The sequence below is a fragment of the Rhizorhabdus histidinilytica genome (assembly GCF_900167915.1).
Lineage (GTDB): Bacteria > Pseudomonadota > Alphaproteobacteria > Sphingomonadales > Sphingomonadaceae > Rhizorhabdus > Rhizorhabdus histidinilytica.
Genome location: NZ_FUYM01000005.1, coordinates 274,875 through 292,078 on the forward strand (window position 1 = coordinate 274,875; position 17,204 = coordinate 292,078).

The 17,204-nt window shown below is 69.7% G+C and carries 14 protein-coding genes; 9 read left to right on the forward strand and 5 right to left on the reverse strand.

Annotation, left to right across the window (positions count from 1 at the left end):
• Positions 1 to 4 precede the first annotated feature (4 nt).
• The 3 genes from B5X82_RS13215 to B5X82_RS13225 form a co-directional block, all read right to left on the reverse strand.
• Positions 5 to 658 carry a Pr6Pr family membrane protein gene (locus B5X82_RS13215; protein ID WP_079648774.1) on the reverse strand — a complete coding sequence of 218 codons (654 nt, stop codon included), beginning with the start codon at positions 656 to 658 and terminating at the stop codon, positions 5 to 7.
• Positions 655 to 1,044, reverse strand: coding sequence for a VOC family protein (locus B5X82_RS13220; protein ID WP_079648621.1), 390 nt, complete (start codon positions 1,042 to 1,044; stop codon positions 655 to 657). The genes B5X82_RS13215 and B5X82_RS13220 overlap by 4 nt, the downstream gene beginning before the upstream one ends.
• Positions 1,045 to 1,277: 233 nt before the next feature.
• Positions 1,278 to 1,529 (reverse strand): hypothetical protein, encoded by a 252-nt coding sequence (locus B5X82_RS13225; protein ID WP_079648622.1) that lies wholly within the window; start codon positions 1,527 to 1,529, stop codon positions 1,278 to 1,280.
• Positions 1,530 to 1,634: 105 nt separating this feature from the next.
• Between B5X82_RS13225 and B5X82_RS13230 the strand changes: the two genes are divergently transcribed.
• From B5X82_RS13230 to B5X82_RS13240, 3 genes are read left to right on the forward strand one after another with little or no spacing between them, the layout of a single operon-like run.
• Complete coding sequence (locus tag B5X82_RS13230; protein WP_079648623.1) at positions 1,635 to 4,991, forward strand: polysaccharide deacetylase family protein; 3,357 nt, start codon at positions 1,635 to 1,637, stop codon at positions 4,989 to 4,991.
• Between the two features lie 47 nt (positions 4,992 to 5,038).
• Positions 5,039 to 5,338, forward strand: a complete 300-nt coding sequence (locus tag B5X82_RS13235) for a hypothetical protein (RefSeq protein WP_079648624.1) — start codon at positions 5,039 to 5,041, stop codon at positions 5,336 to 5,338.
• 15 nt (positions 5,339 to 5,353) lie between these two features.
• Positions 5,354 to 6,721 carry a DUF2029 domain-containing protein gene (locus B5X82_RS13240; RefSeq protein ID WP_079648625.1) on the forward strand — a complete coding sequence of 456 codons (1,368 nt, stop codon included), beginning with the start codon at positions 5,354 to 5,356 and terminating at the stop codon, positions 6,719 to 6,721.
• A 15-nt stretch (positions 6,722 to 6,736) separates the two neighbouring features.
• Here B5X82_RS13240 and B5X82_RS13245 read toward each other — a convergent pair whose 3' ends face one another.
• Positions 6,737 to 7,519 (reverse strand): Rossmann-fold NAD(P)-binding domain-containing protein, encoded by a 783-nt coding sequence (locus tag B5X82_RS13245; RefSeq protein ID WP_079648626.1) that lies wholly within the window; start codon positions 7,517 to 7,519, stop codon positions 6,737 to 6,739.
• Positions 7,520 to 7,590: 71 nt separating this feature from the next.
• On the opposite strand from B5X82_RS13245, the gene pepN reads away from it, so the two are divergent.
• The 6 genes from pepN to B5X82_RS13275 all read left to right on the forward strand — a co-directional run bounded on the left by pepN (position 7,591) and on the right by B5X82_RS13275 (position 14,784).
• The gene (gene pepN, locus B5X82_RS13250) at positions 7,591 to 10,188 is read left to right on the forward strand and encodes an aminopeptidase N (RefSeq protein WP_079648627.1); all 2,598 of its coding nucleotides are present in this window, start codon (positions 7,591 to 7,593) and stop codon (positions 10,186 to 10,188) included.
• A 92-nt stretch (positions 10,189 to 10,280) separates the two neighbouring features.
• Complete coding sequence (locus B5X82_RS13255; RefSeq protein ID WP_079648628.1) at positions 10,281 to 11,342, forward strand: YjgN family protein; 1,062 nt, start codon at positions 10,281 to 10,283, stop codon at positions 11,340 to 11,342.
• Positions 11,326 to 12,390, forward strand: coding sequence for a M48 family metallopeptidase (locus B5X82_RS13260; RefSeq protein WP_235862686.1), 1,065 nt, complete (start codon positions 11,326 to 11,328; stop codon positions 12,388 to 12,390). The genes B5X82_RS13255 and B5X82_RS13260 overlap by 17 nt, the downstream gene beginning before the upstream one ends.
• A gap of 97 nt (positions 12,391 to 12,487) precedes the next feature.
• Positions 12,488 to 13,222, forward strand: a complete 735-nt coding sequence (locus B5X82_RS13265; RefSeq protein WP_079648629.1) for an alpha/beta hydrolase — start codon at positions 12,488 to 12,490, stop codon at positions 13,220 to 13,222.
• Complete coding sequence (locus B5X82_RS13270; protein ID WP_079648630.1) at positions 13,222 to 13,983, forward strand: tetratricopeptide repeat protein; 762 nt, start codon at positions 13,222 to 13,224, stop codon at positions 13,981 to 13,983. The genes B5X82_RS13265 and B5X82_RS13270 overlap by 1 nt, the downstream gene beginning before the upstream one ends.
• A gap of 57 nt (positions 13,984 to 14,040) precedes the next feature.
• Complete coding sequence (locus tag B5X82_RS13275) at positions 14,041 to 14,784, forward strand: hypothetical protein (protein WP_079648631.1); 744 nt, start codon at positions 14,041 to 14,043, stop codon at positions 14,782 to 14,784.
• A gap of 45 nt (positions 14,785 to 14,829) precedes the next feature.
• Here the strand turns inward: B5X82_RS13275 and B5X82_RS13280 are convergent, their stop codons facing one another.
• Complete coding sequence (locus B5X82_RS13280; RefSeq protein WP_079648632.1) at positions 14,830 to 17,091, reverse strand: NADP-dependent malic enzyme; 2,262 nt, start codon at positions 17,089 to 17,091, stop codon at positions 14,830 to 14,832.
• Positions 17,092 to 17,204: the final 113 nt, after the last annotated feature.

Genomic DNA, 17,204 nt, shown 5'->3' on the forward strand with positions numbered 1-17,204 from the left:
CACGTCATCCCGGCCTCCGGGATGACGCTTCACTGCGCGGAATCTCCAACCGCCCGTCGACCCAGCGCAGCGCGTAGCCCAGCGCCAGGAACAGCGCCCCGATCCCCAGCATGTTGGCGAGCGCGGTCGGATAGCCGAGCCGGCCCGCATCCATGAACGGATAGGGATACCAGCCGCCGACCGCGCCGTGGAGCAGCGTCCAGAGCGCGAAGCCGAGCGGATAGAGCAGCCAGCGCCACGGCGCCGTCCGATCGATCGCGCCGTGCGACGGGAAGGCGAACCAGCTGGCGGTCCAGGCGGTCGGGACGACCTGGTGGACCAGCGCGTTCGCGGTCCAGCCGACCGCGCCGGGTAGCGTCACGTCGCGCAGCAGCAGGTGATAGACCAGCGCGACCACCAGGATGTCGAGCGTCACCGCCGCCCGCCAGGAAGGACGCCCGGCCAGCACCGCGAGCCGGCCCCGCCCCATCGCGATGCCCACGGCGGTGACCGCTACCAGCATGTTGGTCAGGATGGTGAAATAGCTGAGGAAGCGGACCGATCGCACCGCCACCTCGCCGTCATGGCCGAGCACCACCAGATAGTGGAGGACGACCCCGGTCGCGGCGCATGCCGCCACCAGCGCATGTGCCGCGCGACTGGCCCGGCCCACGGTCATGGAGCCGCCGGCGGCTCCCACAGCTCGATCGCATGGCCTTCGGGATCGTGGATGCGGGCGAAGCGGCCGACCTCGGGCGTGTCCCATTCGGCGCGCGTCTCGACCGCGATGCCGGCGTCGCGGAGCTTAGCGATCAGCGCGTCGAGCCCCGCTACGCGCAGGTTGAGCATGAACGCCTTGTCGGCAGGGAAATAGTCGCTTGCCGCCTGGAACGGCTGGAACACCACCGGCCCCGCCGTGACCGACCAGGACCAGGGCTGCGGATCGCCGGTCCCCTCGGCCGCGCACCCGTTGCCGACGCCGAGATGGTCGCGATACCAGGCGGCGAGCCCGTCCGGGTCCGCCGCGCGGAAGAAGAAGCCGCCGAAGCCGAGCACGCCCATCATCCGTCCTCCTTGCACGGCGATCATGAACCTTCGGCGACGGCTTGGCGAGGTGGGGAATCGCTTCCCTCCCTTTCCCCAAACACGTCATGCCGGCCCCTCGACTGCCTGCAAGGCAGGCGCTCGGGATACACTTCAGCCAAAGGCTGGAGGCCGGCGTCTCCGGAGAGAGGAGGTGAGGTCGAGGCAGGAAAGGTCCGAGATGCCGGCCTCCGCCGGCATGACGAGGTGGCCTCCTAGACCGGCGCCTTCCGACGGATCAAATAGCGGTAGACGCCGATCAGGTTGATCACGAGCAGGATGACGTTCTGCGTGCCGATCCCGGCGGCGTCGGGCTTCAGGAAACCCCAGCCGATCAGCGCGATCGAGGAGGTCACGAAGATCACGAAACCGATGCCGGTCCAGCGGCGGCCGAGGTCGAGCGAGACGATCAGCGCCGCGAGCGCGCCTGCGCCCGCGCCATACCATTGAAGCGCGGTAGTCAGCATATTGAAAGCTTCCCCTTGCCAGAGCCCGGTCCTTGGGGTTTCAACCCTTCTGTTGCGGGCACGTTCCGGAAATCGTCCCGCGGATTCGGGTGCAACGGGTGCCGCATGGATGGCCGGCCGATCTTCTACGATGCCTCGGGACGCCGCCGGCGCCGCTTCGCGCTGGCGATCGCGGCGTTCGCGCTGCTGCTGCTGCTGTCGGCGGCCGCCTTCTTCGGGTCGATCGTCCGGGTCGCGCCGCAGCCGCCGCTGCCTTTCGAGGTCGAGCGCCCCGCCGTCGCTCCGCTCAAGGCCGTCGATCATTCGCTGGTCGGCGCGAGCGCGCGCAAGGTCCGCCACATGTGGCGCGATTTCCGCCGCCTGCTGGCGCACGGCACCGCCGGCGCCGGCTTGCCGCCGACCGCCTATGCCTTCCATGCGCCATGGGATGACGCCTCGGCCGCGTCGCTGGCACGCCATGTCGACGACATCGACTGGCTGATCCCCGGCTGGATCTCGATCACCGGCCTCGACCACAAGGTGACGAGCTTCCCCGACGCGCGCGGCAAGGCGATCATCAGCCATGCCCGCCATCGGCCGAAGCTGATGCCGATGATCCAGAATGCGCTCGGCGGGGCGTGGGATGGACCCGGCATTGCGGCGCTGCTGCGCGACTCAAAGGCTCGCGCCGCGACGCTCGACCGGATCGCCGCGCTGCTCGCCGCCAACCAGGCGAGCGGCGTCTTCTTCGACTTCGAGGAACTGCCCGCCGACGCGCACCCCGCCTATCGTGCCTTCCTCGCCGAGGCGCGCCGCCGCCTGCCCGGCATGCAGATCGCGATCGCGGTGCCGGTCGCCGACGGCGCCTGGGACCTGAAGGCCTATGCGCGGGTCGCCGACAAGCTGTTCCTGATGGCCTATGACGAGCATTCGGAGCCCGGCGACCCGGGGCCGATCGCCTCGCGCCCCTGGTTTGCCGATTCGGTCGCGCGGGCGGTGCGCGGCCTGCCGCCCGACCGGGTGGTGGTGGCGCTCGGCTCCTATGCCTATGACTGGGAGAAGGGCGGCGACACCGTCGCCCATTCGGTCGAGGACGTCTGGCTCGCCGCGCACGACAGCGGTGTGGTGCCGCGCTTCGACCCGGCCAGCGGCAACAGCAGCTTCGCCTATCTCGAAGGCGGCGTCCGCCACGACATCTGGCTGCTCGACGCCGCCGCAATGCACGGCCAGATCGCGACGCTGCGCACGCTCGGCCTCAACCAGGTGGCGCTGTGGCGGCTGGGGACCGAGGACCCGTCGATATGGACCATGTTCGGACGTGGGGCGGGCGGCGGGCGGCGGCTGCCCCCGGCGCATGCGATCGAGGCGATTCCCGCCGGCAACAACGTCGACATCGAGGGATCGGGCGAGATATTGCGGATCGGCGCGGTGCCGGTGCCCGGCCATCGCAGCGTCTCCACCGATCGCGCCGGCATGATCACCGCCGTCCGCTTCGACCGGTTGCCGACCCCCTATCAGATCCAGCGTACCGGCTATCGGCCGAAGCTGGTCGCGCTGACCTTCGACGACGGGCCCGACCCGGTCTGGACTCCGAAGATCCTCGACATCCTCAAGGCCGAGAAGGTCTCCGCCACCTTCTTCATCGTCGGCGAGAACGCGCTGACCCAGCGGTCGCTGCTCGAACGGCTGGTGGCCGAGGGGCACGAGGTCGGCAGCCACACCTATACCCACCCCAATCTCGCCCAGGCGACCGCCGCGCAGACCGCGCTCGAGCTCAACGCCAACCAGCGGCTGTTCCAGGCCTATACCGGCCGCTCGCTGCGGCTGTTCCGCGCGCCCTATTTCGGCGACGCCGAGCCGACCACCGCCGACGAGATCGTGCCGGTCGAGGAGGCGCAGCGACGCGGCTACCTGTCGGTCGGCCTGCATGTCGACCCCGACGACTGGAAGCGGCCCGGCGTCGCCGAGATCGTCCAGCGGACGATCGACGGGGTCGAGAGCGGCAGCCCCGACTTCTCCGCCAACGTCGTCCTGCTCCACGATTCGGGCGGGGACCGGGCGCAGACCGTCGCCGCGCTGCCGATCGTGATCCGCGAGCTGCGCGCGCGCGGCTACCGGCTCGTGCCCGTCTCGGTGCTCGCCGGGCTGTCGCCCGCCACGGTCAATCCGCCGATCTCCAAGGGCGACCGGCTGGCGGCGCAGACCGACCTGGCGCTGTTCAGCGCGCTCGGCTGGATCACGATCGCGATCAAATGGCTGTTCATCGTCGCGATCAGCCTCGGCATCGCCCGCGCCGTGCTGCTCTCCGGCCTCGCGCTGGTCCAGGCCCGACGCGAGGCGCGCACCGTATTCCCGCCGATCGATCCCGATCGCTTCGTCACCGTGCTCATCCCCGCCTATAACGAGGAGCGGGTGATCGAGCGGTCGGTGCGGCGGGTGCTCGACAGCCGTGAGGTCCGGGTCGAGGTGATCGTCATCGACGACGGGTCGAAGGACCGGACCAGCGCGATCGTCGCCGAGGCCTTCGCCGACGAGCAGCGGGTGCGGCTGCTGACGGTCGAGAATGGCGGCAAGGCGCGTGCGCTCAACCGCGGACTCGAGCTGGTCCGGGGCGAGATCGTCATCGCACTCGATGCCGACACCCAGTTCGAGCCGACGACGATCGCGCGGCTGGCGCGCTGGTTCGACGATCCGGCGCTCGGCGCGGTCGCCGGCAACGCCAAGGTCGGCAACCGGGTCAACCTCGTCACCCGCTGGCAGGCGCTCGAATATATCACCGCGCAGAATCTGGAGCGGCGCGCGCTCGCCCGGCTGGACGCGATGACGGTGGTGCCCGGCGCGGTCGGCGCGTGGCGGCTCGCCGCGATCCGCGCGGTCGGCGGCTATCCGCCCGATACGCTGGCCGAGGATCAGGACCTGACGATCGCGATCCAGCGCGCCGGCTGGGGCGTCCATTACGACCAATATGCCGTCGCCTGGACCGAGGCGCCCGAAAACGTCCGCGCGCTCGCCAAGCAGCGCTTCCGCTGGGCCTATGGCACGCTGCAATGCCTGTGGAAGCATCGCCGTGTGATGGCGAGCGGCGAGCCGCGCGGCCTCGCCCGCATCGGCCTGCCGCAGGCGGTGCTGTTCCAGATCCTGCTCGCCGCCATCTCGCCCGTGATCGACCTCGCGCTGATCGTCAGCCTGATCGCGACCTGGTTCGAGGTGCAGGCCCACGGCTGGGCGCAGAGCAGTACCGACATCGACCGGATGCTCGCCTACTGGCTGATCTTCACCGCGATCGACCTGCTCGCCGCCTTCATCGCCTTCGCGCTCGAACGGCGGGAGAAGTGGCGGCTGCTGTGGCTGCTGATCCCGCAACGCATCGGCTATCGCCAGATCATGTACTATGTGGTTCTCAAGGCGCTGGCGCAGGCGCTGCGCGGACCCCGGGTGGGCTGGGGCAAGCTCGAACGATCGGGCCGGGTGGCGACGGGCTGAACCGGTTCGCGGCGCCGGCGTTGGGGAAGTGGGAGAGGAGAAAGACCATGGATACGTCCGACACGCGCAAGCTCCGGGAAACGCTCGATCTGCTCGGCATCCGGGCGCAGGCGACCGCCGCCGGGATGGTGCAGATGATGCTCGAGCTGCATCGCGCCGGGGTGCTTGACGACGCCGCGGTCGACCGGGTCAAGGGCGCGATCTGCGGCGACCTGATGCTGTCCTGCCCGCAGGCGATCGACCGCCGCGAATATGAGGCTTCGCTGCGCCGCCGGCTCGACGCGCTGTTCGCGGGCCAGGAGCCGGTCGGCCGCCGGATGCCCGCTTTCGGGGAAAAGCCGGAATAAGGGACGGCGACGGCAATGATCGAGCGCCGACCGGGACTGTTCATCGCGGCGCTGTGCTTCCTGCTCGCCGTCCTCCAGCTCGCCGCGTTCCGCTGGGGGGTGATCACCCCCGACAGCGTCGTCCAGTATGGCCAGGCGATCAGCGGCCAGTATGACGACTGGCATCCGCCGATCACCGCCTGGCTCTGGCGCCAGCTCCTCCACGTCGCGCCGGGCGGGGCGGCATTCCTGCTGCTCGACGTCGCGCTCTATTGGGGTGCGGCCGGGTTGCTCGCCGAGCTGTTGCGACGGCGGCACGGCTGGAGCGCGGCGGCGCTGCCGATCCTGTTCGCGCTGGCGCCGATCCCGTTTGGTCAGGTCGGCGCGGTGCTCAAGGACCCGCTGATGGCGTGCCTGCTGCTGATGGCGGCGGTGCTGCTAGCCTGGCGCGAGGAGGGCGCGGCCCGGCGGGCGGGGTGGATCGCGCTGCCGCTGATCCTGCTGGCCGGCGCGATCCGGATCAACGGGATGTTCGCGGCGCTGCCGCTGCTGATGCTGGCGGCCCCGCGACGCTGGCTCCGGCAGCCGATGATTTTTGTAGCGACCGCTACAGGCGCGCTGGCGCTCTTGCTGGGCGCGAGCTGGACGCTCAACGAGGCGCTGCTGCGCCCACAACATTCGCAGCCGATCCTGTCGCTGGTCAATTTCGACCTCGCCGGGATCGTCGCGCAGGGCGGGCCGAGCGGCTATCCCGGCCTCGACCCCGTCCGCGTCCGCGCGCTGGTCCGCCATTGCTACGACCCGCGCCTATACGGCGCGCATGACGAAGCCGTCTGCGCGGTCGCCGGCGATGCGCTGGCGAGGCATGTCGCGCACACCGGCGACAGCCCGGTCGGGATCTGGCTCAACGCGATCATCCCGGCGCCGGGCACCTATCTCCGCCACCGCCTTGCCCATCTCGACTGGAACTGGCGGCTCGCGGTGCCCGCCGTCCCCGACGACGCGGTCTACATGATGAGCGCGCCGAACCGTTTCGGGCTCGAATTCATCCCGGATACCGGCACCCATATCGTCGTCGATGCGGCGCGGGCGATGGCCGGCTCGCCGTTCGGCCGCCCGGCGAGCTGGCTCGCTGTCGCGCTCGGCCTGCTCGTCGTCGCACCGGGGCTGCGCCAGCGACGTACCGTCGTCGCGCTCGCCGCGTCGGCGCTGCTCTATGGCGGGGCCTATGCCGTGGTCAGCGTCGCGCCCGACCTGCGCTACAATCTCTGGACGATGCTCGCCGGGATGGCGGGCCTGTGCATCCTGCTCGCCGAGCGCCCCGCCCTGCCCTGGTGGCGCTGGGCCCTCGCGGGCGCGCCGCTGGTCGCGGTGTCGGCGGTCGAGGTCGCGGCGATGGCCTGAACGGTGGAGCGCATTCTAGGCCATCAACGCCCGCAATCCCGCGCGATAGTCGGGATGGCGCGGCGTCCAGCCGAGCAGCCGCTTCGCCCGGCCGTTCGCGACCCGGCGATTCTCGGCATAGAAGGCGCGCGCGGCGGGGGAGAGGCCGGCCCGGTCGAGCGGCAGCAGCGGCGGTGGCGCGATGCCGAGCAGGGCGCAGGCCGCCTCGATCACCGCATTCTGGCTCGCCGGGCGGTCGTCGGCGAGGTTGAAGACCCCCGCCGGGCCGCGCTCGATGCTCGCCAGCACCCCGCCGACGATGTCGTCGACATGGATACGGCTGAACACCTGTCCGGGCAGGTCGACGCGATGCGCCTGTCCGCTGCGCACCCGGTCGAACGGCGAGCGGCCGGGGCCGTAGATGCCGGGCAGGCGGAAGACACGGACCTGCGGATGGAGCGCCTGCCACGCCAGGTCGGCGGCGGTGCGGGCGGTGCGGCGCCCGGCCCCGACCGGCGCGGCCTCGTCGACCCAGGCGCCGCCGGTGTCGCCATAGACCCCGGACGAGGACAGATAGCCGATCCAGCGCGCGTCCGATCGCGCGATCGCCGGCCCATGGCGGGCGAGCACCGGGTCCGCGTCGCCGTCGGGCGGAACCGACGACAATATGTGGGTTGCCCGGCCGATTGCCGCGGTGACGTGCGCCTCGTCGGCGAACGTTGCACGATCGATCGTTTCGACCGCGAATTCCCGCTCTTGCGCCGCGATCACGATATGCGATGCTGTGTAGCCGGGACCGAAGACCAGAAGGTGCGCCATGCAGCCGGTTTAGCCGCGACGGTCGCGACCGCCAGCATTGTTTGTGACGACAAGAGGACTAGATCGAGGCCATGCTCGACGCCCAATCCGCCGCCGCCGCTCCGCCCGTCATCCGGCGCGAGGACTATCGCAAGCCCGACTGGCTGATGCCCGATGTGCATCTCGAATTCCGGCTCGATCCGGCGCGGACGCAGGTCGCTGGCCGGCTGAAGGTCACCCGGAACGGCGCCCATGGCCGGCCGCTGCGTCTCAACGGCGACGGGCTGACGCCGCTGGCCGTGCTGATCGACGGCGAGCCGCAGGCCGACGCCTGGCGGATGGACGGGCCCGATCTGCTGATCGACCTGCCCGGCGACGCCCATGTCGTCGAGACGAGGGTGGAGATCTCGCCCGAGGCCAATTCGCAGCTCATGGGCCTCTACGCATCGGGGGGCAACCTGTGCACCCAGTGCGAGCCCGAGGGCTTCCGCCGGATGATCTTCTTCATCGACCGGCCCGACGTGCTGAGCCGCTACACGGTGCGGATGGAGGCCGACAAGACGCGCTTCCCGGTACTGCTGTCGAACGGCGACAGGACCGCGAGCGGCGATCTCGACGGCGGCCGCCATTTCGCCGAATGGACCGACCCCTTCCCCAAGCCGAGCTATCTGTTCGCGCTGGTCGCGGCCGACCTTGCCGCCAATGTCGACAGCTTCACCACCAAGAGCGGTCGTCCGGTCAAGCTGGCGATCTGGGTGGTCGAGAAGGACCTGCCCAAGACCGAACATGCGATGGCGGCGCTCAAGGCGTCGATGGCCTGGGACGAGAAGGTCTATGGCCGCGAATATGACCTGGGCGAGTTCAACATCGTCGCGGTGGCCGACTTCAATTTCGGCGCGATGGAGAACAAGAGCCTCAACATCTTCAACTCGCGCTACATCCTCGCCGATCCCGAGACCGCGACCGACATCGACTATGACGGCGTGTCGGGCGTCGTCGCGCACGAATATTTCCACAACTGGTCGGGCAATCGCGTCACCTGCCGCGACTGGTTCCAGCTCTCGCTGAAGGAGGGCTTCACCGTCTTCCGCGACCAGAGCTTCACCGCCGACCAGGGATCGGCCGCGGTCAAGCGGATCGAGGACGTCCGTCTGCTCCGCGCCGCGCAATTCCCCGAGGACGCCGGCCCGCTCGCCCATCCGATCCGGCCGGAAAGCTATATGGAGGTGTCGAATTTCTACACCGCCACCGTCTACAACAAGGGCGCGGAGATCATCCGCATGCTCCACACCATGTTGGGCCCACAGAAATTCCGCGCCGGCTGCGACCTCTATTTCGCGCGCCACGACGGCACGGCCGCAACCTGCGAGGACTTCGTCGTGGCGATGGAGGACGCCAGCGGCGTCGACCTGACCCGCTTCCGCCTGTGGTATTCGCAGGCAGGTACGCCGCGCGTCCGCGCCGCGCTGAGCCATGAACCGGCCGGCGCCCGCGCGCTGCTGACGCTGGAGCAGACGGTGCCGCCGACCCCGGGCCAGCCCGAGAAGCAGCCGATGCCGATTCCGCTGCGCATAGCCCTGTTCGGCGAACGCTCGGGCCGCGCCTTCGAGGAGGAGCGGCTCGTCGTCCTCGAGGACGAGCGCTGCGAGATATTGTTCGAGGGGATCGCCGAACGCCCGGTGCTGTCGATCAACCGCGGCTTCTCCGCCCCCGTCATCATCGATTCGGACCGGTCGGCGGCCGATCTCGCCTTCCTGTCGGCGCACGACGACGATCCCTTCGCCCGCTATGAGGCGATGCAGCAGCTGATGGTCGATACGCTGGTCGGCGCGGTGTCCACCGGCCAGGCCGACCATGGCCCGGTGATCGAGGCGGTGCGCAACACGCTGACCGATCCCAAGCTCGATTCGGCTTTCATCGGCGAGACGATGCTGCTCCCGTCCGAGGCATTCATCGGCGACCAGATGGCGGTGGTCGATCCGGTCGCGATCCACCGCGCCCGCGAGGCGCTGCGCCGCGATCTCGGCGGCCAGCTCGAAGGCGAGTGGCGCGACGCCTATGAGCGCAGCCGCGCCAACCGCTTCGAGCTGTCGCCCCAGGCGAAGGGTGCACGGCGGCTGCGCACGATCGCGCTCGGCTTCATCATGGCGAGCGGGGCGGAGGATGCCGCCGGCATCGCGCTGCGCCAGTTCGAGGAAGCCGACAACATGACCGACCGGCAGGGCGCGTTCGGGGTGCTGGCGAACAGCCTCGCGCCCGAGCGCGACGTGGCGATCGCGGCTTTCTACGATCGCTTCCGCGACAATGGGCTGGTGCTCGACAAATGGTTCTCGACCCAGGCCTTCTCGATCCGTCCCGACACGCTCGATCGGGTCGAGGAGCTGTCGCGCCATCCCGACTTCACCCTGGCCAACCCGAACCGGCTGCGCTCGCTGGTCGGCGCGATGTCGGGCAACCAGCTCGTCTTCCACGAGGCGGGCGGGCGCGGCTACCGCTTCCTGGCGGACATGCTGCTCAAGGTCGACGGCCTCAACCCGCAGACCGCCGCCAAGCTCGTCCCCCCGCTCGGCCGCTGGCGCCGCTTCGACGAGGGCCGCGCCGCGCTGATGAAGGCCGAGCTGCAACGCATGCTCGACACGCCGGGCCTGTCCAAGGACGTGTTCGAGCAGGTATCGAAGAGCCTAGCCTGAATCCCGGCCCTCGTCCGCATCGGACCAATAAGCGCTTGACGCGAGCGGCGCGTCATAGTCCGATCGGCCTGGGGTCATCGGGGGGGAACGGCATGGCGGACGATCAGGCGGGCAGCGCGTTCCGGTTCAACGGCAACTGGCGCGAATTCGCGCCGATCGCCTTCACCAACCTGCTGCTGATGATCGTCACCCTCGGCATCTACCGCTTCTGGGCGAAGACGCGCGAGCGCCGCTATCTGTGGAGCCGCACCGACTTCATCGGCGATCCGCTCGAATGGACCGGCACCGGGCTCGAGCTGTTCATCGGCTTCCTGCTCGTCGCGCTGCTGCTGTTCGTGCCGATCATCGTCCTCCAGTTCGTCGTGCAGGGCCTCGCCATGCGCGGCCAGATCGGGCTCGCGGGACTGCTGATGCTGGTCGCCTATGCGGGCCTGATCTATCTCTACGGGCTCGCCCGCTACCGCGCGACACGCTACCGGTTGAGCCGCACCTTCTGGCGCGGCATCCGCGGCGGCAGCGACGACCGGGGCTGGGGCTATGCGCTCACCGCGACGTGGAAGACGGCGGTCGGCGCCTTCGTCTTCGGCTTCCTGATCCCCTGGTCGATGACCAGCCTGTGGAACGACCGCTGGAACCGGCTGAGCTTCGGCAACCAGGGCTTCGCCGCCACGGCCGACTGGCGCCCGATCATCGGCCGCTTCCTGCTCTTCTACCTGCTGCCGATCGCCGGCTGCATCGGCGGGGCCAGCCTGCTGCTCGGCAGCTTTGACCCCAGCCGGCCGCCCAACCCGGCGATCTTCGGCGCCTTCCTGATCGGCGCCTTCGCCGTCTATTTCGCGATCGGGATCGTCGCGATCGTCTATTACGCCGCCTTCCTGCGCGAGGCGATCGGCGCGCTCGCGCTCAACCGGCTCCAGTTCGCCTTCACCGCGCGGACGTTGGACTGGATCAAGCTGATCCTCGGCCACATCGGCCTGATCATCGTCACCCTCGGCATCGGGCTGATCTTCATCGGCTACCGCAACTGGTCCTTCTTCATCCGCCATATGGAAGCGAGCGGCGAGATCGATCTCGCCGGGCTGACCCAATCGACCACCGAGGAACCGCGCCAGGGCGAGGGGCTGCTGGACGCGTTCGATGTCGGAGCCTTCTGAACCGGAGTCGGATCGCGTTCCGGCCTGGCTCCATGACGGCCAGTCCGCCATCCGCCATGACCTGTTCGTCGCGCTGTCGGGCGACCGGCTGCTGATCGACGGCTTCGATCCGGTGCCGCTCGACGCGCTGCGGCGGATCGACGGGCGCGGGCTCCAGTTCGGCCGCGGCGACATGAGCGGCTGGCGGCTCGGCTTCGACGCAGCGCCGCCCGAAGCGTTGCTGCGCCGCCTTCCCGCCGCCGCCCGCTATGGCGGACCGATCGACCGGATCGGCCTGTGGGGCGCGGCGGCGATCGCGCTCTGCCTATCGGTGCTGGTCATCCTCGGCACGATCCAGGGGCTCGATCTGCTCGCGCGCATGATCCCCTATCGCTGGGAACAGCGGCTCGGCGACGCGATCAGCGGCGATTTCGGTGCCCGGGCCTGCCGCACGCCCCCGGGCCAGGCGGCACTCGACGAGCTTGCGCGGCGGCTGTCGTCCGCCGACCGGCCGGTCCGTGTCGGCGTGGTCGACATCCCCATCGTCAACGCGGTCGCGCTGCCCGGCGGCCGCATCCTGATCTTCCGTGGGCTGATCGATACGGCCCGGTCGCCCGACGAGGTGGCGGGGGTGCTGGCGCACGAGATCGGTCATGTCGAGCATCGCCACGTGCTGGTCGCGCTGCTCCGCCGCTTCGGCATCGGCCTGCTGGTCGGATCGGGCGGGACCGCCGCCGACTATGGCCAGGCGCTGCTCGAATCGCGCTACAGCCGGGCGGCCGAGAGCGAGGCCGACGCCAGCTCGATCGAGCATCTCGTCCGCGCCGGGATCAGCCCGACGCCGACCGCCCGGCTGTTCGACCGGCTCGGCCGCGACGAGGCGGCGATGCCGAAGCTGTTCGTCTACATGGCCAGCCACCCGCCCTCGGCCGAGCGCCGCGCGCGGTTCGACGCGGCAGCGAAGCGGGTGCCGCACCCCCGGCCGTCGCTCGACCCGGCGCGTTGGGCCGCGGTCCGCGCGATGTGCGGCAAGACGAAGGCAAAGGACCAGTTCGAGCTTCGATTCTGACGCCCGCCGGGTTAGACCTTGAAGAGAACCTGATTCACGTCATCGGCGGAAGCGCAAAGCGCTTCCACCTCAAACGATCAGGCTCTAAGCCCGGCCCATGACCGCCTATCTCACCCGGCCCGACCAGCCCGCGCTCGCCTATCGTTATCGCCCCGGTCGCGGGCCGACGATCGTCTTCCTGCCCGGCTACCGATCCGACATGGAAGGCGAGAAGGCGACCGCGCTCGACGCCTGGGCGGGGCGGGAGGGGCGGGCGATGCTGCGGCTCGACTATTCGGGCTGCGGCGCAAGCGAGGGCGCGTTCGAGGATTTCACCCTGGCCGACTGGCGCGACGACGTGCTCGCCATGATCGGCGCCTTTGCGCCGGCCGGACCGCTGATACTGGTCGGATCGTCGATGGGCGGCTGGCTGGCGCTGCTCGTCGCGCTGGCGCTGCCGGGGCGGGTGCAGGCCATCGTCGGCATCGCCGCCGCGCCTGACTTCACCGACTGGGGCTTCTCCGCCGACGTCGTCGAGCTGCTCCGCCGCGAGGGGCGGATCGCGGAGCCGAGCGATTATTCCGACGAGCCCTATGTCACCACGCTCGGCTTCTGGGAATCGGGACAGGCCAACCTGCTGCTCGACGGCGAGATAGCGTTCGACGGCCCGGTGCGGCTGCTCCATGGCGAGCGGGACGACACGGTGCCGGTGTCGATCGCGCTGCGGCTCGGCAGGGCGCTCCGTTCAGGCGACGTGCAGACGACCCTGATCAAGGAAGGCGACCACCGCCTGTCGCGGCCGGGCGACATCGCCCTGCTGATCGCGACGGTGGCCCGCCTGATGGAGCCCTGATGCTGTCGCTGCTCATTGCCGCTGCCGTGGCCGCGGCGCCCCCCGCCGCCCCGCCGAACCAGGAAGCGCACAGCGTGCGCGGCCGCAAATGCGCGGCGTTGGCCGACAGCAACCCGACCGCCGCAGTCGACGAGGCGCAGGCCTGGGCCGCCGCCGGCGGTGGCATGGCCGCGCGCCAATGCCTCGGCATTGCCCAATCGGCGCTCGGACAATGGCCGGCGGCGACCGCGACCTTCGAAGGCGCCGCCAAGGAGGCACAGATCGCGATGGACCCGATGGCGGTTGTGCTGTGGATGCAGGCCGGCAATGCCGCGCTGGCGGGCGACGACCCCGCCCGCGCCCGCACCGCCTTCGATCGCGCGCTGGCCCTGCCCGGACTGTCCGACGAGATGAAGGGCGAGGTCCATCTCGACCGCGCCCGCGCCGGCGTCGCCGTCAACGACCTGCCCGGCGCCAAGGCCGACCTGGCCGAGGCGACCCGGCTGGTGCCGCGCGACGCGCTCGGCTGGCTGCTCAGCGCCAACCTCGCCCGGCGGATGAAGGACCTGCCGCTCGCCTTCAGCGCGATCCGCCAGGCGGCGACGCTGTCGCCCGACGATCCCTCGATCGCCTATGAGGCTGGCAACATCGCCGCCGCCTCGGGCAATATGGCCGATGCGAAAGCCGCCTGGACCCGCGCCGCGACCGCCGCGCCCGACAGCAATGCCGGCAAGGCGGCGGCGCTGGCGCTGAAGGGCGGGGAGGGGGCTTCCCCGCAATAGCTTTCGCCGCGCCCGATCAGGCTCTAGACAGAAGCCGGTCAAGCAGGGGAGTGGCGGATGCGGCGGATACTGGGAGCGGCGGTCGGAACGGCGATATTGTTCGGCGCGGGGACGGCCCAGGCCGGGCTGCGCGCCGTCTATATCGACGTGCGCGAGGCGAAGCAGCTCCAGATCGACGTCCACGACAATGGCGACGCCCGTATCGCGGAGGTCGGCAGCGAGGATTACGGCCTGCTGATCGGCGGGGAGTTCTACATCGTCGACGTCGAAGGCAAGAAGGCGACGGTGGCGCGGCTCAAGGATGTCGCGACCGCGATCGACCGGGTGCTGCCGCCGATCTTCAAGGGCCTGTTCGACCAGGCGGCCGAGACACGGCCCAAGGTCGCGCTGACGATCGAGCCGGGCGAGCCAGGCAGCGCAGGCGGGCGCGAGGGGCGCGTCTATCATGTGAAAGGGCTCGACAGCAGCAAGCCCGACAAGCCCGCCGACTACCTGATCAGCAGCGATCCCGACCTCAAGCCGGTCGGCGCCGCGCTCGAGCAGTTCATGAACGCCGCGATCGTGCCCTCGGCGCCGCTGCTCGGGTCGATGGCGACCGAGATGATCGGCGAGACGCGGACGATCTTCGCGCTCGGCACGCCGATCGACGTCGACGGCCGCTTCCGCCTCAACCTCGCCAGCAAGGCCGCCTTTCCGTCCGCCTATTTCCGCCTGCCCGCCCAGCCGCAGAGCGTCGAGGCGCTTGTGCTGTCGATGAAGCAGTCGATGGAGAAGGGGGACGGCGGAGAGGAGGGGAAGTAAGGCCCCAATATATCCCCCTCCCTTGCAAGGGAGGGGGAAACGAGGTCAGTGCGCGATCCCCGCGGCGGCGAGGAGGGCGAGGGTCATGATCTCGGCGGCGTTCGAGGACATCGTCGCGATCTGGACCGGCTTCTCCATGCCGACCAGCATCGGCCCGATCATCGAACCGCGACCCAGCTCGCGCAGCAGCTTGGCCGAGATGTTGGCCGACTGCAGCCCCGGCATGACCAGGACGTTGGCCGGCGCCGACAGCCGGTTGAACGGATAGAGCTTCATGATCGACGGATTGAGCGCCGCGTCGGGCGCCATCTCGCCTTCATATTCGAAGCTGACGCCGCGCGCGTCGAGCTCGCTCACCGCGCCACGCACCGTTTCCAGCCAGTTGCCCGACGGGTTGCCGAAGGTCGAATAGCTCAGGAAGGCGACGCGCGGCTCATGGCCCATGCGGCGCGCGACGGCGGCGGTCGCCTCGGCGATGTCGGCCAGCTCGGTAGCCGACGGACGCTCGGTCACGGTCGTGTCGGCGATGAAGGTGGTATGGTTCTGGCCGACGAACAGGTGGATGCCGAGCGGCTTCTTGCCCTCGATCGGGTCGAGCACGCGACGGATCGGACGGAAGGTCTGGCTGTAGGTACGGGTGGTGCCGGTCACCATCGCGTCGGCCTCGCCGAGCGCGAGCAGCAGCGCGCCGAAGATGTTGCGATCCTGGTTGACCATCGCCTGCACCTCGCGGCGCAGTGTGCCGCGGCGCTTGAGCCGGTCGTAGAGATAGTCGACCATCCGCTCGATCAGCGGCGAGTTGCGGCTGTTGTGCAGCTCGTAGGTCTCGGGATCGTCGACACCGAGCTCGCGCAGCTTGTCGGGCACGTCGTCGCGGCCGACCAGCACCGGCGTGCCATAGCCGAGATTCTTGAACTGGATGGCGGCACGCAGCACCACCTCCTCCTCGGCCTCGGCGAAGACGACGCGCTTGGGATGCGCGCGCGCGGTCTCGGACGCGAGGGTCAGGACCGAGGTGGTCGGGTTGAGGCGCGCCTTCAGGCTGTCCTTGTAGGCGGCCATGTCGAGGATCGGCGCGCGGGCGACGCCCGTGTCCATCGCCGCCTGGGCGACGGCGGCGGGCACCACCTCCATCAGCCGCGGGTCGAACGGCGCCGGGATGATATAGTCGCGACCGAAGCGCGGCGCCGCGCCGCCATAGGCGGCGGCGACCTCCTCGGGCACCTGCTCGCGCGCCAGTTCGGCGAGAGCGCGGGCGGCGGCGATCTTCATCTCCTGGTTGATGCCCGTCGCGCGCACGTCGAGCGCGCCGCGGAAGATGAAGGGGAAGCCGAGCACGTTGTTGACCTGGTTCGGATAGTCCGACCGTCCGGTCGCGACGATCGCGTCGGCGCGCACCGCCTTGGCGTCGGGCGGCAGAATCTCCGGATCGGGATTGGCCATCGCGAAGATGATCGGGTGCGGCGCCATCGTCTTGACCATGTCGGGGGTCAGCGCCCCCTTGACCGACAGGCCCAGGAACACGTCGGCGCCCTCGACCGCCTCGGCCAGGGTGCGCTTGGTCGTGGGGGTGGCGTGGGCGGACTTCCACTGGTTCATGCCTTCGGTGCGGCCCTGGTAGACGACACCCTTGGAATCACACAGCAGCACCTTGTCGGGCGACACGCCGACCGACTTGATCAGCTCGGTGCAGGCGATGGCCGCCGCGCCGGCGCCGTTGACGACGACGGTCATGTCCTTGAGCTCGCGCTTCGTCAGATAGGCGGCGTTGATCAGGCCGGCTGCGGCGATGATCGCGGTGCCGTGCTGGTCGTCGTGCATCACCGGGATGTTCATGCGCTCCTTGAGCGCCTGTTCGATGATGAAGCACTCGGGGGCCTTGATGTCCTCGAGGTTGATGCCGCCGAACGAGGGTTCGAGCAGCGCCACCGCGTTGATGAACGCCTCCGGGTCCTCGGTGGCGAGCTCGAGGTCGATCGAGTCGACATCGGCGAAGCGCTTGAAGAGCACCGCCTTGCCCTCCATCACCGGCTTCGACGCGAGCGCGCCGAGATTGCCGAGGCCGAGGATGGCGGTGCCGTTCGAGATGACCGCGACGAGATTGCCCTTGGCGGTGTAGTCGTAGGCGGTGGCGGGATCGGCGGCGATCGCCTTCACCGGGACGGCGACGCCGGGCGAATAGGCGAGGCTCAGGTCGCGCTGCGTCGCCATCGGCTTCGACGCGACGATCTCGATCTTCCCCGGCCGGCCGGTCGAATGGAAGAACAGCGCCTCCCGGTCGGAAAATTGCACCTTGCTGTCGCTCATGGAACGGCCCCCTCGACGCCTTGTCAGATGTTTGCCCGCCCCGCTTTTGGGGCATGGCCCGGGAGTCCACAAGTCGCTATCAGCGTCCGGATGGCGCAAACCGCAAAAAAGGA

What these genes read in the sequence shown, in the direction of transcription:
- pepN (WP_079648627.1), top strand. Translation starts at nt 7,591, where the DNA reads ATGCTCGACGCCCAATCCGCCGCCGCCGCTCCGCCCGTCATCCGGCGC.
- B5X82_RS13220 (WP_079648621.1), bottom strand. Translation starts at nt 1,044, where the DNA reads ATGATGGGCGTGCTCGGCTTCGGCGGCTTCTTCTTCCGCGCGGCGGAC.
- B5X82_RS13230 (WP_079648623.1), top strand. Translation starts at nt 1,635, where the DNA reads ATGGATGGCCGGCCGATCTTCTACGATGCCTCGGGACGCCGCCGGCGC.
- B5X82_RS13215 (WP_079648774.1), bottom strand. Translation starts at nt 658, where the DNA reads ATGACCGTGGGCCGGGCCAGTCGCGCGGCACATGCGCTGGTGGCGGCA.
- B5X82_RS13260 (WP_235862686.1), top strand. Translation starts at nt 11,326, where the DNA reads ATGTCGGAGCCTTCTGAACCGGAGTCGGATCGCGTTCCGGCCTGGCTC.
- B5X82_RS13225 (WP_079648622.1), bottom strand. Translation starts at nt 1,529, where the DNA reads ATGCTGACTACCGCGCTTCAATGGTATGGCGCGGGCGCAGGCGCGCTC.
- B5X82_RS13235 (WP_079648624.1), top strand. Translation starts at nt 5,039, where the DNA reads ATGGATACGTCCGACACGCGCAAGCTCCGGGAAACGCTCGATCTGCTC.
- B5X82_RS13270 (WP_079648630.1), top strand. Translation starts at nt 13,222, where the DNA reads ATGCTGTCGCTGCTCATTGCCGCTGCCGTGGCCGCGGCGCCCCCCGCC.
- B5X82_RS13240 (WP_079648625.1), top strand. Translation starts at nt 5,354, where the DNA reads ATGATCGAGCGCCGACCGGGACTGTTCATCGCGGCGCTGTGCTTCCTG.
- B5X82_RS13275 (WP_079648631.1), top strand. Translation starts at nt 14,041, where the DNA reads ATGCGGCGGATACTGGGAGCGGCGGTCGGAACGGCGATATTGTTCGGC.
- B5X82_RS13255 (WP_079648628.1), top strand. Translation starts at nt 10,281, where the DNA reads ATGGCGGACGATCAGGCGGGCAGCGCGTTCCGGTTCAACGGCAACTGG.
- B5X82_RS13265 (WP_079648629.1), top strand. Translation starts at nt 12,488, where the DNA reads ATGACCGCCTATCTCACCCGGCCCGACCAGCCCGCGCTCGCCTATCGT.
- B5X82_RS13280 (WP_079648632.1), bottom strand. Translation starts at nt 17,091, where the DNA reads ATGAGCGACAGCAAGGTGCAATTTTCCGACCGGGAGGCGCTGTTCTTC.
- B5X82_RS13245 (WP_079648626.1), bottom strand. Translation starts at nt 7,519, where the DNA reads ATGGCGCACCTTCTGGTCTTCGGTCCCGGCTACACAGCATCGCATATC.